Annotated in this window: 12 protein-coding genes; 6 read left to right on the top strand and 6 right to left on the bottom strand. The window is 63.0% G+C overall.

What is annotated here, in order from left to right; genetic code table 11:
* The first annotated feature begins 147 nt into the window (after window positions 1-147).
* The 3 genes from zwf (at window position 148) to pgl (ending at window position 3,506) form a co-directional block, all read left to right on the top strand.
* Complete coding sequence (gene zwf, locus P272_RS0100450) at window positions 148-1,629, top strand: glucose-6-phosphate dehydrogenase (protein ID WP_253269647.1); 1,482 nt, start codon at window positions 148-150, stop codon at window positions 1,627-1,629.
* A complete protein-coding gene (locus tag P272_RS0100445; protein WP_029677605.1) occupies window positions 1,626-2,633 on the top strand; it encodes a glucose-6-phosphate dehydrogenase assembly protein OpcA in 1,008 nt (335 codons plus the stop codon). The genes zwf and P272_RS0100445 overlap by 4 nt, the downstream gene beginning before the upstream one ends.
* Window positions 2,634-2,714: 81 nt before the next feature.
* Window positions 2,715-3,506 carry a 6-phosphogluconolactonase gene (gene pgl, locus P272_RS0100440; RefSeq protein WP_029677604.1) on the top strand — a complete coding sequence of 264 codons (792 nt, stop codon included), beginning with the start codon at window positions 2,715-2,717 and terminating at the stop codon, window positions 3,504-3,506.
* Window positions 3,507-3,535: 29 nt separating this feature from the next.
* Here pgl and P272_RS0100435 read toward each other — a convergent pair whose 3' ends face one another.
* Window positions 3,536-4,312 carry a FadR/GntR family transcriptional regulator gene (locus tag P272_RS0100435; protein WP_044097614.1) on the bottom strand — a complete coding sequence of 259 codons (777 nt, stop codon included), beginning with the start codon at window positions 4,310-4,312 and terminating at the stop codon, window positions 3,536-3,538.
* A gap of 232 nt (window positions 4,313-4,544) precedes the next feature.
* On the opposite strand from P272_RS0100435, the gene P272_RS0100430 reads away from it, so the two are divergent.
* Together P272_RS0100430 and gnd are read left to right on the top strand one after the other, a co-directional pair.
* The gene (locus P272_RS0100430; protein WP_044097613.1) at window positions 4,545-5,990 is read left to right on the top strand and encodes a GntP family permease; all 1,446 of its coding nucleotides are present in this window, start codon (window positions 4,545-4,547) and stop codon (window positions 5,988-5,990) included.
* Window positions 5,991-6,026: 36 nt separating this feature from the next.
* On the top strand, window positions 6,027-7,670 hold the full coding sequence (gene gnd, locus P272_RS09505) for a phosphogluconate dehydrogenase (NAD(+)-dependent, decarboxylating) (RefSeq protein WP_081708962.1): 1,644 nt from the start codon (window positions 6,027-6,029) through the stop codon (window positions 7,668-7,670).
* Here gnd and P272_RS0100410 read toward each other — a convergent pair.
* From P272_RS0100410 to P272_RS0100395, 4 genes are all read right to left on the bottom strand, one after another.
* Entirely contained in the window at window positions 7,660-8,544 is an 885-nt protein-coding gene (locus P272_RS0100410; RefSeq protein ID WP_253269629.1) for a family 43 glycosylhydrolase, read from the bottom strand. The genes gnd and P272_RS0100410 overlap by 11 nt on opposite strands.
* Window positions 8,545-8,672: 128 nt before the next feature.
* Window positions 8,673-9,530, bottom strand: coding sequence for a carbohydrate ABC transporter permease (locus P272_RS0100405; RefSeq protein WP_029677600.1), 858 nt, complete (start codon window positions 9,528-9,530; stop codon window positions 8,673-8,675).
* On the bottom strand, window positions 9,527-10,456 hold the full coding sequence (locus P272_RS0100400; protein WP_029677599.1) for a carbohydrate ABC transporter permease: 930 nt from the start codon (window positions 10,454-10,456) through the stop codon (window positions 9,527-9,529). Before P272_RS0100400 ends, P272_RS0100405 begins: the two co-directional genes overlap by 4 nt.
* Window positions 10,457-10,469: 13 nt before the next feature.
* Window positions 10,470-11,720, bottom strand: a complete 1,251-nt coding sequence (locus P272_RS0100395) for an ABC transporter substrate-binding protein (RefSeq protein ID WP_029677598.1) — start codon at window positions 11,718-11,720, stop codon at window positions 10,470-10,472.
* A gap of 187 nt (window positions 11,721-11,907) precedes the next feature.
* Between P272_RS0100395 and P272_RS0100390 the strand changes: the two genes are divergently transcribed.
* A complete protein-coding gene (locus P272_RS0100390; RefSeq protein WP_029677597.1) occupies window positions 11,908-12,942 on the top strand; it encodes a LacI family DNA-binding transcriptional regulator in 1,035 nt (344 codons plus the stop codon).
* A gap of 69 nt (window positions 12,943-13,011) precedes the next feature.
* Here P272_RS0100390 and gndA read toward each other — a convergent pair whose 3' ends face one another.
* Window positions 13,012-14,478 carry an NADP-dependent phosphogluconate dehydrogenase gene (gndA, locus tag P272_RS0100385; protein ID WP_029677596.1) on the bottom strand — a complete coding sequence of 489 codons (1,467 nt, stop codon included), beginning with the start codon at window positions 14,476-14,478 and terminating at the stop codon, window positions 13,012-13,014.
* Window positions 14,479-14,503: the final 25 nt, after the last annotated feature.

The following is a 14,503-nucleotide window of genomic DNA, read 5'->3' as shown; positions in this document are numbered from 1 at the left end:
GTACACTGGGAGCCACGGTATTTCACGAGGAGCACTATGGACACTTCACCACTTGCGCGCTCCGCCGACCAGCCCACTCCCCCCGACGAGGACGGCGGCCGACAGGCGCCTTGGCACAACCCCCTGCTGGACCCGCGCGATCTGCGCATGCCGCGCATCGCAGGACCCAGCTCATTGGTCATCTTCGGCGTCACCGGAGATCTGGCCAAGAAAAAGCTCTTGCCGGCCGTCTATGACCTGGCCAACCGGGGGCTGCTGCCAGCCAGCTTCGGACTGATCGGCTTCGGGCGGCGCGACTGGAGCGACCAGCAGTTCGTCGCCTTTGCGGAGGAGAACGTCCGCGCCCACTGCCGCACCCCCTTCAACGAGTCCACCTGGCGGCATTTGAGCCAGGGTATGCGCTTCGTCAAGGGCAGCTTCGACGATGCCGAGGCCTTCCGCCGCCTGTCGGCCACCGTCTCGGAGCTGGACCGGGTCCGGGGCACCCGTGGCAACCATGCCTTCTACATGTCGGTACCGCCCAAGGCCTTCCCCCAGGTGGCCCGCCAGCTGGCCGAGTCGGGACTCTCCCACTCCAAGGAAGGGGCCTGGCGCCGCGTCATCATCGAGAAGCCCTTCGGTCACGACCTGGCTTCGGCCAAGGAGCTTGACCGGGTGGTCTCCGAGGTCTTCGAACCGGATTCGGTCTTCCGAATCGACCACTACCTGGGCAAGGAGACCGTGCAGAACATCCTGGCCCTGCGCTTTGCCAACATGATGTTCGAGCCGGTCTGGAACTCCAATTACGTCTCCCACGTGCAGATCACCATGGCCGAGGACATGGGCATCGGCGGCAGGGCCGGCTACTACGACGGAATCGGAGCAGCCCGGGATGTCATCCAGAACCACCTCCTGCAGCTGATGGCCCTGACGGCCATGGAGGAGCCGGTCTCCTTCTCAGCGTCGGATCTGACGGCCGAGAAGACCAAGATCCTTTCCGCTGTCCGTCTTCCCAAGGATCTGGCGGCCCACACCGCCCGAGGCCAGTACACGGCTGGCTGGCAGGGATCCCAGCATGTGGTCGGCTACCTGGATGAGGACGGGATTGACCCCTCCTCCACCACCGAGACCTATGCGGCTATCAGACTGGATGTGGACACCCGCCGCTGGGCCGGCGTCCCCTTCTACCTGCGCACAGGCAAGCGCCTGGGCAAGCGGGTCAGCGAGATCGCCATCGTCTTCAAGCGTGCCCCCCACCTGCCCTTCGAGGCCACGGCCACCCGCGAGTTGGGCGCCAACGCGGTGGTCATTCGCGTACAGCCCGACGAGGGTGTGACCCTGCGCTTCGGGGCCAAGACCCCTGGATCTGCCATGGAGGTGCGTGACGTCAATATGGACTTCTCCTACGGGCGTTCCTTCACCGAGGCCTCACCGGAGGCCTATGAGCGGCTAATCCTGGACGTACTCCTGGGAGACCCGCCCCTCTTCCCCACCACCGAGGAGGTCAATCTCTCCTGGAAGATCCTGGACCCGATCGAGGAGTTCTGGGCCGGACAGGGCCAGCCCCAGCCCTACCGTGCCGGCACCTGGGGTCCGCGGGAGGCTGATCTGATGCTGGCCCGCGACGGATACCACTGGAGGATGCCATGATCGTCAGACTGAACAACACCACTACCTCCGCCATCGCTCGGGAGATCGACGAGCTCCACGTCGAACGCGGAGAGGCCGCCCAGGGAAGGGTACTGACCTTGGTCATCGTCACCGAGCAAGCCCATCTGGAGACGGCCTTGGAGACCGTAAACGCCGCAAGTCGCGAACACCCCTGCCGGGTGATCGCCATAGTGACCAATGCCGAAGACCGTCAGACCGAACAAGAAGCGGACCAGCCGACCACTGCGGCACAGTCCTCTGAAGACTGCGTCTCCTACAAGAACACCGACCATGACGGTGACCACACGCTGGATGCCGAAATCCGTTTCGGATCAGATGCCGGCGCCGGCGAGGTAGTGGTCCTGCGACCAGTGGCGGCTCTGCTTGACCATTCCGATGCTCTGGTCATCCCCCTCCTGGTGCCGGATGCCCCTCTGGTGGTCTGGTGGCCCACCAATCCGCCCACGGACCCCTCGCAGGATCCCATCGGGACCATGGCCGCCAGCAGAATCACCGATGCCATGGAAGCCGACGATCGTCAGGCCACCTTCGCCGGGCTGCTGGCCCATTCGCGCAATCAGGACGTGGACCTGTCCTGGACCAGGATCACCATCTGGCGAGCGCTGCTGACATCCATGGTGCAGCAGCCGCCCCACCTGCCCATCCGTTCAGTCAGGGTGACCGGCCAGGCCCACTACCTGCCATTGGAGCTGCTGGCCTCCTGGCTGGCCCTGAAATTGAAGGTGCCGGTCACTGTGGAGCGTGACCCGCAAGCCCAGGCTGTCACCGGTGTCTACTTCGAACGCCCTGACGGAGTGATGAGCATGGAGCGCCACCATGACGACCAGGCCCGGATCAACCAGCCCGGTCAAGCCCCACAGACCATCTCCATGCCCCTGCGCTCTGCCGTGGACTGCATGAGCGAGGAACTGGGTCGGCTGGATCCTGACGAGGTCTATCAGGATGTCATCCATACGGGCTGGGGAATGGTCGACCACCAGTAGGCGCCCGGTAGCGACTCAATTCATATGCAAACGCCCGGGTGTAGGCTGAGTCCAGCATCACCTGCATGCAAGGAGGATCAGATGACCGATCGTCGTACCGTGACCTATGCCACAACCAAGTTGCTTAACCAGGCTACGGCAGCCCGCATCCTGCTGGAGCTGGGAGACCTCCTGGCCCGTCAGGATCGGGCCGACCTGGCGCTGACCGGTGGCCGGGACGCGGCGGATGTCTATGCCCGGATGGGCGCTGATCCCCTGAGCCAGAGCGTGGACTGGAGCAGGGTCCACCTCTGGTGGAGCGATGAGCGGTTCGTGGGCCTGGAAGACCCGGACCGCAACGACGAACAGGCACGGCGGGCCTGGTACGGCGCGCTGATCGACCAGGGGCTGCTGCCACAGGCCAACGTGCATTCCATGCCCGTGGACACCCGCAGCCCAGCCCAGGTTGAGTCCGCCGACCAGGAGGAGAACGAACGGGCCCTGACCCAGGCGGCAGCCACATATCAGCAGGAAATCATCGATCAGCTAGGGCCTGAAGGCCGGATGGATCTGGCTGTCTTTGGCGTGGGCCCCGACGGCCACTATGCCTCCCTCTTCCCCGACCGCCCCGAGGTCAGGCTGCAGGATGACTCTCTGCTAGTGACGGGTGTCAGCAACTCACCCAAACTGCCCCCGCTCAGGGTTACCATGACCACGCCGTTCATCCGCCGGACCCCCAAGGTCTGGCTCTTCACCTCAACTGCAGAGAAAGCCTCGGCCGTGGCTGCTGCCCTGGGAACCACAGACGATCCCCACGTCCCCTCTTCCTATGCCAGGGGCACCCTGGAGACTCTCTGGCTTCTGGACGCTGATGCCGCCTCGAAACTGAGCTGACCCTTCTGTACCAAGAGCCTCTACAGATTTCAGGACTCCGAAGATTCCTTAACCGCAGCACGAGCGGAGTCTTCGGGGTCCTTTCTTGTCATTTGTTCGATAGCCCGATCGGATTCGTCGACGATCCAATCCATGGCATGCCGTGCCCCCTCTGCATCGCCCCGACGTATCAGGGCAGCTACGTCGCCGTGCAGACGCAGAGCCTTCTCATCGGCCTTCCTGGGCATAAGCTCATGTCGGGTCCGCCCGGACAGCACTGAGGCAATCACATCGCCCAGCGCCGCGAACATAGCGTTACCCGATGCCTCAAGCAGGGTTCGATGGAAGGTTTCGTCAGCCCGAAGATAGTCCGGCCCATCGGCCCGGTCAGCGTTGGCAACCATATCTATAGCGGCCCGCGTCAGTTTCGCCCATTGATCATGATCAGCCTGGCTGGCCGCCAGCTGGGCAGCCATGGGCTCCACGCACGCCCTGAGCTCGGACAGCTCATGCAGGGTCCGCCCCCGGTCAGGTCCACGCAGCCTCCACTCGATGACCCGCGGATCATAGATGTTCCATAGATGACGGGGGTTAACCGTGGCACCGACCTTGCGTTTGACGGTTACCAGGCCCATGGCCTCGAGAACCCTGGTGACCTCCCGGGTGACCGTGCGTGAAGGCCTCTGGCTATCCAGATCCGGGGCGGGCAGCCGGTCGCCCGGAGCGATGGCGCCACCGACGATGGCTGCCCCCCACTGGTCCAGCAATCGATCATGCAGGGTACCTTCTGCAGCCGTTTCGTCATCAGGTTTCCTCGCGCTTTCCACGAATTCCACTCTAGCAACCAGGCTCGTTCCCAAGCGGATCATAGGGGTCTGCAAACAAGTTCAGGCTCAACCCCGCCCTCAGCATGCCGTCTTCCAATCCATCCCAAGTTCGTGTAAGATAATGTCTGTTAAGGCATACTTAATATCATGCTGTCGATATTAAGTAATGCAAAAATAAGAACCGGGACGCCGCTGAAGCCGAACGGTTCACATCCTCAGAGAAGAGGCAGCCATGCTTTTAGCGTCGCAGCCGGCAGCCGACGGGTACCTAACCCTGGCGGCGAGTCAGGCCATATCCCTGAACACCACCCGATTGGGCATCAGTCTGGTGCTCAGCCTGGCGGTGCTTATTTTCCTGGTCACCGTCGTCAAACTTCACCCCTTTGTCTCCCTGCTGGGTGCCGCCCTGGTGGTCGGCATCGGTTCCGGCTACGGTCCCGTAGCCACCCTGACCAGCTTCACTGGCGAGTTCGGCAACACCATGGGCTCCGTGGGCATTCTGATCGGCCTGGGAGCCATGATCGGCAAGGTCCTCATGGACACAGGAGCCACTGACCAGGTGGTCAACACCCTGGTGGCCAAGTCCAAGCCCGCCACCATCCCCTGGATCATGGCCCTGATCGGCGCTCTGATCGGCCTGCCCATGTTCTTCGAGGTTGGCCTGGTCATTCTGGTCCCGGTCATCATTCTGGTGGCACGTCGTACCAAGCTCCCCCTGATGCGGGTGGCCATCCCCACCCTGGCAGGCCTGTCCATCATGCACGCCTGTGTGCCTCCTCACCCCGGTCCCCTGGCCGCCCTGAGCCAGTTCAAGCAGACCGGCAACGTGGGCCTGACCATGATGTTCGGCATCCCCTTCGCCCTGATCACCCTGGTCGTAGTGGGCCCGGCCTTCTCCCGGCTCGCTTCCCGCTGGGTGCCCATCCAGGCACCAGCCGATTTCGTGGCCAAGAGCGAGCAGGCGGGCAAGGAGGAGACCCGACTGCCATCCTTCGGTCTCTCGGTCTGCTGCATCCTGCTGCCGGCAGTCCTCATGCTGCTGACATCCATCTTCGAGATCGCTGTTCCCGGGTTCAAGGACCGCACGGACGGCCTGGCACAGACCATCAACTTCATCGGCAACCCGGTCATGGCCCTGGCCATAGCGCTGATTGTCTCCATGCTGGTCCTCAAGGCCGCCTCGGGTATCTCCTGGAAGACCGTCAATGACTCCCTGGGAGCCTCGCTACCCGCTGTGGCAGGCATCCTGCTGATCGTGGGCGCAGGCGGCGGCTTCAAGGGTGTTCTGGTCTCCACCGGCATCGGCAAGATCATCGGCACCTTCGTGGAGCACTCCAACATCTCCATCTTCCTGCTGGGCTGGGTCATCGCCGTCTTTGTGCGCATCGCCACAGGCTCGGCCACCGTCTCCATCCTGACCACGGCCGGCATCCTCAGCAACGCCATGACCATGATGCATGCGGGCTCAACGGCCACTACCCTCCTGGTCATCGCCATCGGCGCCGGGTCCATCTTCCTCTCCCACCTCAACGACGCGGGCTTCTGGCTGATCAAGGAGTACTTCGGCCTGAGTGTCGGCGAGACCCTGAAGACCTGGTCGGTTCTGGAATGCCTGCTGTCGGTAGTGGTCCTGGTCCTGGTCATGATTGCCAGCATCTTTGTGCCCATCACCGCCTGAGCGTCATTGTCAGATCACTTTTCAGAAAGGTTGCACATGGTCGACACAACGTTGAAGAATTCCGACGCGCTAAGCGCAGAAGATCACCCGGAGCCCCAGGTCCCCTCAGCAGTGGACAACACGGTTCCCACGGACTACTTCCAAGGCCGCACGCCCATCCTGGTCATCATGGGGGTCTCAGGCTGCGGCAAGACCACCATGAACGAGCACCTGGGCAACAAACTGGGCTGGGACATGGCCGAGGCCGACGACTTCCACCCCCAGGCCAACATCGACAAGATGGCCCGAGGCATCCCCCTGAACGACGAGGACCGATGGCCCTGGCTGGACAGCATCCATGACTGGATCGAGGACCACATACGCCGTGGAGTGCCCGGAACCGTCACCTGCTCAGCCCTGAAGCGGATCTATCGTGACCGGCTGCGGATGCCTGGGGTGGTCTTCATCCACCTGAGCGGGGACTACGACTCCATCATGGAACGGCTCTCCAAGCGGAAGGGCCACTTCATGAAACCGCAGATGCTGCGCTCCCAGTTCGATGACCTGGAGCCCCTGGGACCGGACGAGGTCCACCTGACCATCGACGTGGGTCTGCGCATGTCCCCTGAGATCGAGGCCGAAGAGGTCATAGACACTCTGGGACTCCAGTGTGACGTCAAGGCGCACACCGCCCAGGTTCAGGCCGAGCGCGCCCGGCAGGCAGCCCGCCAGCAACACCGACAAATCGGCCCGACCGCGGCCGATCAGCAACCATCGCGGTCAACTTCACACTGTTGCAGTCAAGGGAGAGGAACTGACACTATGAAGATTGGCATGATTGGCCTGGGACGCATGGGCAAGAACATGGCGGACCGCCTGCGCACCGGCGGCCACCAGGTGGTCGGCTACGACATCGCTCCGGACTCGGGCAGGGATGTTGACAGCCTTGGGGCCCTGGTCCAGGCCCTGGAGGCCCCCCGGGTGATCTGGGTCATGGTTCCGGCCGACAAGCCCATCGAGTCCACTCTCGATCAGCTGGGCGAGCTGATGGAGCGGGGCGACCTGGTCGTGGATGGGGGCAACACCCGCTTCACCCAGGACCAGGAGCACGCCCAAGCCCTGGCCGCCAAGGGTATAGGCCTGGTGGACGTGGGCACCTCCAACGGCATCTGGGGCAAGGAGAAGGGCTACGCCCTGATGGTCGGCGGCTCGGACCAGGATGTGGCCCGGATCCAGCCCATTCTGGACACCCTGAAGCCCGAGGGCGACTACGGTCTGGTCCACGCGGGAGGCACCGGCGCGGGCCACTATGCCAAGATGGTCCACAACGGCATAGAGTATGGGATGATGCAGGCCCTGGCCGAGGGGTATGCGGTCCTGGAGGCCTCCGACCTGATCAAGGAGCCGGGCGAAGTGGTGGAGTCCTGGCGCAAGGGCTCGGTCATCCAGTCCTGGCTGCTGGACCTGCTGGCCCAGGCCCTGAAGGAGGACCCGCACCTGAGCGGAATCGCCGGCAAGGCCGATGAGACCGGTGAGACCAAGTGGATGATTGCGGATGCCCTGGAACTGGGGGTGCCCACACCGGCCATCACCTCGGCCCTCTACGCCCGCCAGTCCTCCAAGATCGAGGACCCCATGACCATGAAGGTGGTCTCCGCCCTGCGCAGCGCCTTCGGCGGCCACCCCATCGTCAGGGAGTAACCGGATTCCGGGTCGGGTACCAGTAGGATCCCACCTGCGGGCGGACCTGGACCATGGTGCTGTCATCCGCGAAGTCCAAGGGGGCGAAGACGATTTCGCGATGGCAGCCGTCGCCCCGGCCGTCCCTGGCGAACCTGTGGTAGGCCACAATCCAATCGTCCCGGCCCGGCACTCGGGTGATGCAGTGGTGCCCAGTGGCCAGAATCCCCTTGGCATGATCGGCCTGGATCAGGACCTGGGGCGCGGTCCATGGCCCGTCCAGCGAGGGCGCGCTGGACCAGCGGATCCGGTAGCTCGGGTCCCTGGTGTCGTTCTCCGACCAGGAGGCATAGTAGGTGTCCCCACGTCGGCAAATGGTGACGGCCTCACGGAAGTTGTCGGGCACGGCGGAGCGCACTGAGCCATCTTCCAGACGCAGGCCGTCCGGGCTCAGCCGCCCCATGTAGGCACGGCCATTGCCCCAGAGCAGATAGGGCACATCGTCATCATCCACAAAGACCGAGGGATCGATGGGCAGGCAATCATAGACCCCCTGGGCGATGAATGGCTCCTGGGCCGCCCGGAAGGGACCGGTTGGACCGGGAGCGACGGCTTGGCCGATCTGCCCGTCGGCCACAAAATACAGGATATAGCGTCCTTGGCGCACCAACAGGCAGGGAGCCCAGGCACCCTGTCCCCCATGCCACCAGGGAACCTGGTCCAGGTCCAGGATTTTTCTGCGGGTCCAATGGCACAGGTCCACGGATTCATAAACATAGAAGGCATGCGAGGACCATTCAGGCAGACCATCCTCGGTGCAGTAGAGGTACCAGCGGTCTCCGATCATGACCAGATCCGGGTCCGCGCAGTAGCGATGCAAGGGGTTGCTCGCCAAGCCCGTCCCTTCCGACCCTTGATGTGCACTTGCGAATTCCTCCATGGACTTTGACTCCGATCCTTCATGAATGCGGCGGCCGGGACCTCCGACCGCCGCCATTGACTACGACCTTCCGATTGGCCGCCTTACCCCTTGACCGCGCCGGCAACCAGCCCGGAAACGATCCACTTCTGGCAGAAGATGAAGAAGACGAATACCGGAATCAGGGCCAGGACCGTAATGGTCATGAAGCTGGGCCAATCAGTGGTGAACTGTCCGACTGCGTTGTAGACCTGCAGAACAATGGTGCGCAGGTTGGAGCTGCTGATGAAGACGTTGGCCGTCATGAAGTCGTTCCAGGTCGACATGGTCTGGAAGACCACCACCGTGGTCAGGATGGGCCTGATCAGCGGCAGGACGATGCTCCAGAAGATCCTTAGGGGGCCGGCACCGTCGATCCTGGCGGCCTCGATGACCTCGAAGGGCAGGGACTGCATGTAGCCCACAATCAGGAAGTAGCAGAAGACCGCCCCGCCCAGGTACATGATGATCAGGCCCAGGAGCGTGTTGACCAGCCCCACGCTGGACTCCATCCGATAGAGGGGAATCAGGGTGGACTGGGTGGGAATGACGAAGGCGATCATGAGAATCACCCCGATGACCGAAGTGAAGATCGACTTGCGCAAAATCATCCCGTAGGCGGCCAGGGCTCCGATCAGCACCTGGAAGAGGACGCCGAAGAAGGTGACGATCAAGGTGTTGACCAGGCTGCGGACGATAGGCACCGTGGCGAAGGCCCGCGTGTAGTTGCGCAGCGTCCACTGCTTGGGCAGGCCCAGCGGATTGGTGGCCATGTCGGGGACGGTCTTGAAGGTGTTGATCAGTATGTACCAGAGGGGCACAGCGCAGATCAATGCGATAATCAGCACCACCACGCTCCTGACCACCGAACGCCGCCGTTCCCGCTGGCTCAGTGTCAAAGTCGAGCTCTTGCTGCTGCTCATTGGAACCTCCTGGAAATCAGGCTGGCGGCGCCCATCTGAGCGAAGACCACCAGGGCCGTGGCCACGGTGAACAGGACCGCCAGGGCCGAACCCAGCCCATACTGGGACTGGCCGATGCCCTGCTGAATGATGGACTGGGTCACCGTATAGGTGGAGTACCCGGGGCCGCCCTTGGTCATGGTGTAGGGCAGGTCGTAGACCTTGAGGCCTCCTGACATGAGCAGGAAGCTGGAGGTGACGATGCCCGGGATCAGCTGGGGCAGGGTGATGTGGACGAACTGCTGGCGTCTGGTGGCCCCGTCCACCGTGGCCTGCTCATAGAGGTCTCCGGGAATGGACTGCAGGAAGGCCAGGTAGAGTGTGGCATGCCAGCCGATCTGCGCCCAGACTGCGATGAAGATGACGCAGCACCGGGCCAGGGTCGAGTTGGACAGCCAGGGCACCGGTCCCAGGCCGAAGACGCCCAGGATAGTGTTGAAGACGCCTGACTTCATGGGCGAGAAGATGTACTTCCAGACCATGCCCATGATGGCCAGCGAGGGCACGCTGAAGAAGAAGAACAGGGAGCGGGCAAAGTTGCGGCCCCAGAACTTCCGGTTCAGGGTGACGGCCAGGGGGATGGCGAAGATGGTCACCAGGACCGTCTGGGCCACGGCGTACAGGATGGTGAACACCAGACCCTGCATGGTCGAGGAATCGGTGAACACGCTATGGTAGTTCTTCCAGCCCACATAGTGCATGTTCAGGCTATAGCCGTTGAAGTCGGTCACCGAGTAGATGATGGTCTGTACCAGCGGCACCGCGAAGAGGATGACGAAGACGGCCAGGATGGGCAGGAGAAACCAGAAAGAGGTCAGGTCCTGCCGCAGGCCGACCATGCGCCGCCGATGGACGTTGGCACGCTCTGCCGCAGATTGGGAAGCCATGATCCAGCCCTTCCTACTTGACCGAGGCCATCTTGTCGTCGATGGCCTTGGCCCACTGATCCAGATTGATGGACCCCTGCACCAGCTGCTGGGTCTCGGACTGGCGGACGGTTGTCAGCACATCCGGCTTGGCGTAGAAGTTCATGAGCAGGAAGTAATGGCCTGGCTGCACGTTGGCCCGGTAGACCTGCTCGTACTCTGGCTTGACCTTGGCCTTGAACCCCTGGACGGTGATGGCATCCCCGTTGTCGGCCGAACGCTGCAGGGCCCAGTGGCTGTCCATGAAGGTCAGGAACTTCCGGGCCGCCTTGAGCTTGTCGCCCTTGAGGTGGGAGTAGATGGCATAGGCGGGCGATGGCGATCCCTGGGCGTAGTTGACCATGCCCTTCTCCATGAGCGGCATGGGGGCCATGCCATACTTGAGCCCAGCCTGGCCGATGGATGGCAGGTCCCAGGGGCCGGTGCAGATCATGGCCACCTGGCCGTTGATGAACTGGGTCTTCATGTCGTCGCCGCTGATGCCGACCGTGTCCCTGGTGACCAGGCCCTGATCGTAGAGCTTCATCCAGGCCGCAGCCGCCTCACGCTGGTCGCTGCCAGGCTTTTGAGGGCGGCGGTCAATCAGACTGGTCACGTCGACCTTGTCCTTGTCGAACTGCGAGCCCATGAAAGCGTCAGGAATCCTGCTGGGGCCATCGGCGATGGTCTCCAGGAAAGGCGTGACCCCGGCGGCCTTGAGCTTCTTGCACAGCTGCAGGAACCCGTCCCAGGTCTCCGGTACCTCCTTGGCTCCCGCCTTGGCCAGCAGGTCCTTGTTGTAGACGATGCCGGAGGCCCAGGAGGACACGGACATGCCGTAGACCTTGCCCTGGTGGCTGACGAAGTCCTTGTTGGCCTGGGAGATGTTGCGCATGAAGGGCTCGTTGGTCAGGTCCCGCACGTAGCCGTTCTTGATGAGGTCAGCCTTGTTCTCGGAGGTGATGATGAACACGTCCGGGGCCTGGTTGCCGACCAGGCGGGTCTGCAGGGTCTGGATGTACTCGGGGGTCGGCGGCGAGTAGCTGAAGTCCACCTTGATCCCTGGGTTCTGTTGCTCGAATTGGTCGATGTATGGCCTCATCACCTGTTCGTTGTTCCATGACAGGAAGGTCAGCGTGGTCTTGGACCCGTCAGCGCCACCAGCCCCGCAGGCACCCATGGCCGACACCAACATGCCGACCCCCAACGCCGCAGCTATGCCCTTCCATGCTCGCTTCAGCTTCATGACTCCTCCTTGCAATCAATCCTCTGAACTTCCTTCCGGGCTGTTCAACGTCGAGACCCGGGAATTGACACGATTCAACTGCTGTCACAATATGGTATAGCACGTTGATTGAATCGTGTCAATTACATTCCGATAAGGCCACCCAGGTGCCTAAGATATTGGCTGAACCCCGGGAAAGGTGCGAGAGATGGTGACGATGAGCGACGTGGCCAAGGAGGCGCAGGTCTCTCGGGCCACTGCCTCCTATGCCCTTCGGGGCGATACACGCATAGCGGATGACACCAGGCGCAGGGTCCTGCTTGCCGCCCACAAGCTCCGTTACTCAGCCAATCTGTCGGCCAGAAGCCTGCGCTCAGGCAAGAGCGGCATCATCGGCGTGGCCATCTTCGAGCTGGATAAGCCCTACCCTGCGCAGATGAGTGCGGCCATCTCCCGGCAGATCAACGCCCACGGCATGCAGGCCATCATCCAGCAGACCTCCAACTCCAAACAGGACGAGGTCTCCATCCTCCGGCATGTCACCAGCCAGCTCTGTGACGGCACCATCTTCAGTCCAGGCAGCATCACCAATGAGGAGATGCAGGAGCTGGCCGATGGCAAGCCTCTGGTTCTGCTGGACGACCCCTCAGCCCAGCCGGTCTTCGATTCGGTCATGACGGCCGGATTCGAGGGAGCCGCCATGGCCGTGCAGCACCTGCTGGACTGCGGATGCCGACGAATAGGCGTGGTGGGTGCAGACATGACGGCCAGCACCGATCCGGTCCAACGGCACTCTGTCCGCGGTCGCAGGGTGGCTGGCTGTCTGAAGGCTCTGAAGGCCGCCGGAATCAAGGCGCGCCCTAATGACTTTCTGCCCCTGGACCGCTGGGACGAGGGAATGGCCCGCAACCTGGGCCGTCAACTGGCGGACACGTCCGACCTGCCCTTTGACGGCATCTTCTGCATGACCGACTCCCTGGCCCTGGGCCTGATCCGAGGACTGCACGAATGCGGCGTGGAGGTTCCCCGGGACATGGCCGTTGTGGGATTCGACGGCATCCAGGAGGGAGAGTCCTATATACCTTCACTGACCACCATCAGCACCGACAAGGAGGACCTGGCCCGCAAGGCGGTGGATGCCCTCCTGGCCCGCCTGCAGGGGGACGACGATAATCGTCCTCCCACTCGGACGACTGCCGATTGCAGGCTGGTGGTCCGGGAATCCACAGCCAGGATCCGCTGACAGGATGGCAGAAGGGTCCGCACTGCCGACCTGGCGGCAGTGCGGACCCTTGCGGTTCTGGCGAGAAGCTCAGTCCTGCTTGATCTCGGACTTGTCCTCGGCCCAGAGAGTGTGGAAGGCGCCTGGCTGATCCACGCGCCCATAGGTGTGAGCGCCGAAGAGGTCGCGCTGGCCCTGGATCAGGGCGGCGGGGAGCCGGTCGGAACGCAGGCCGTCGTAGTAGGACAGGGAGCTGGCAAAGACGGGAATGGGGATGCCGGCCTGGGTGGCACGGGCCACAACACGCCGCCAGGAATCCTGGGCCTGCTCGACCGCCTGCTTGAAGAAGGGGTCGAAGAGCAGGGAACCCGGCTCACGGCCAGAGGCATAGGCGTCGGAGATCCGGTTCAGGAACTTGGCCCGGATGATGCAGCCGCCACGCCAGATGCGGGCGATGGCACCCATGTCAAGCTTCCAGCCATAGACCTTGGCGCCCTCCTGCATCTCGTTGAATCCCTGGGCATAGGCCACGATCTTGGAGGCGTAGAGAGCCTGGCGGATGTCCTCGATGAAGGACTTGCGAGCCTTGGGGTCGGAAGCCAGGTCGGCCATGACGGCCTTGGGCTGCGGACCCTTCAGGCCCTCCTGAGCAGCCTGGCTGCGCAGCTCCGGCGAGGAGGACAGCCCCCGGGCGAAGACGGCCTCGCCGATGCCGGTCACGGGCACGGCCAAATCCAGCGCGGTCTGCACGGTCCAAGTACCGGTGCCCTTCATGCCGGCCTGGTCTGTGACGATGTCAATGAAGGGCTTGCCGGTGGTGGCATCGGTGTGATGGAGCACCTCGGCAGTGATCTGCACCAGGTAGGAGTTCAGATCCCCCTGGTTCCACTCTTCGAAGACCTGGGCGATGGCCTCAGGCTCCATGCCCAGGCCCCGGCGCATCAGGTCGTAGGACTCGGCTATCACCTGCATATCGGCGTACTCAATGCCGTTGTGGACCATCTTGACGAAGTGTCCTGCCCCATCGGTGCCGATGTGGGTGACACAGGGTTCGCCATCGACCTTGGCTGCGATGGACTCCAGGATGGGCCCCAGGGTCTTCCAGGATTCATCGGTCCCGCCAGGCATCATGGAGGGCCCCAAGAGGGCACCCTGTTCGCCTCCGGAAACGCCGCACCCTACAAAGTGCAGTCCACGGGCCCTGATGGCCTTCTCCCGGCGGATGGTGTCCTTGAAGTAGGCATTGCCGGCATCGACGATAATGTCACCCGGCTCCATCAGGTCGGCCAGGTCATTGATCATCTGGTCGGTGGGGTCCCCGGCCTTGACCATGATGATGGCCGTGCGGGGCTTGGTCAGCGAGGCCACGAACTCCTGCAGCGTCTTGGCCGGAACGAACCGGCCTTCCTGGCCATGATCGTGAATCAGGGTCTCGGTACGCGAATAGTGGCGGTTGTAGACCGCTACGGTATTGCCGTGCCGTGCCAGGTTTCTGGACAGGCTGGCACCCATGGCGGCCAGACCCACGACTCCGATATTGGCTTGAGCTTGTGTCATCACATCACCTTTCGACGGTAGCCCG

Origin of the sequence: Bifidobacterium sp. 7101, assembly GCF_000499285.1 — a bacterium.
Classification (GTDB): domain Bacteria; phylum Actinomycetota; class Actinomycetes; order Actinomycetales; family Bifidobacteriaceae; genus Bombiscardovia; species Bombiscardovia apis_A.
This window is presented reverse-complemented; position numbering and strand designations above follow the sequence as displayed.

Bases quoted from the DNA above. Each gene is read 5' to 3' on its own strand.
- gndA (WP_029677596.1), bottom strand. From the start codon at position 14,478: ATGACACAAGCTCAAGCCAATATCGGAGTCGTGGGTCTGGCCGCCATG.
- P272_RS0100430 (WP_044097613.1), top strand. From the start codon at position 4,545: ATGCTTTTAGCGTCGCAGCCGGCAGCCGACGGGTACCTAACCCTGGCG.
- zwf (WP_253269647.1), top strand. From the start codon at position 148: ATGCCGCGCATCGCAGGACCCAGCTCATTGGTCATCTTCGGCGTCACC.
- pgl (WP_029677604.1), top strand. From the start codon at position 2,715: ATGACCGATCGTCGTACCGTGACCTATGCCACAACCAAGTTGCTTAAC.
- P272_RS0100400 (WP_029677599.1), bottom strand. From the start codon at position 10,456: ATGGCTTCCCAATCTGCGGCAGAGCGTGCCAACGTCCATCGGCGGCGC.
- P272_RS0100445 (WP_029677605.1), top strand. From the start codon at position 1,626: ATGATCGTCAGACTGAACAACACCACTACCTCCGCCATCGCTCGGGAG.
- P272_RS0100390 (WP_029677597.1), top strand. From the start codon at position 11,908: ATGGTGACGATGAGCGACGTGGCCAAGGAGGCGCAGGTCTCTCGGGCC.
- P272_RS0100395 (WP_029677598.1), bottom strand. From the start codon at position 11,720: ATGAAGCTGAAGCGAGCATGGAAGGGCATAGCTGCGGCGTTGGGGGTC.
- P272_RS0100405 (WP_029677600.1), bottom strand. From the start codon at position 9,530: ATGAGCAGCAGCAAGAGCTCGACTTTGACACTGAGCCAGCGGGAACGG.
- gnd (WP_081708962.1), top strand. From the start codon at position 6,027: ATGGTCGACACAACGTTGAAGAATTCCGACGCGCTAAGCGCAGAAGAT.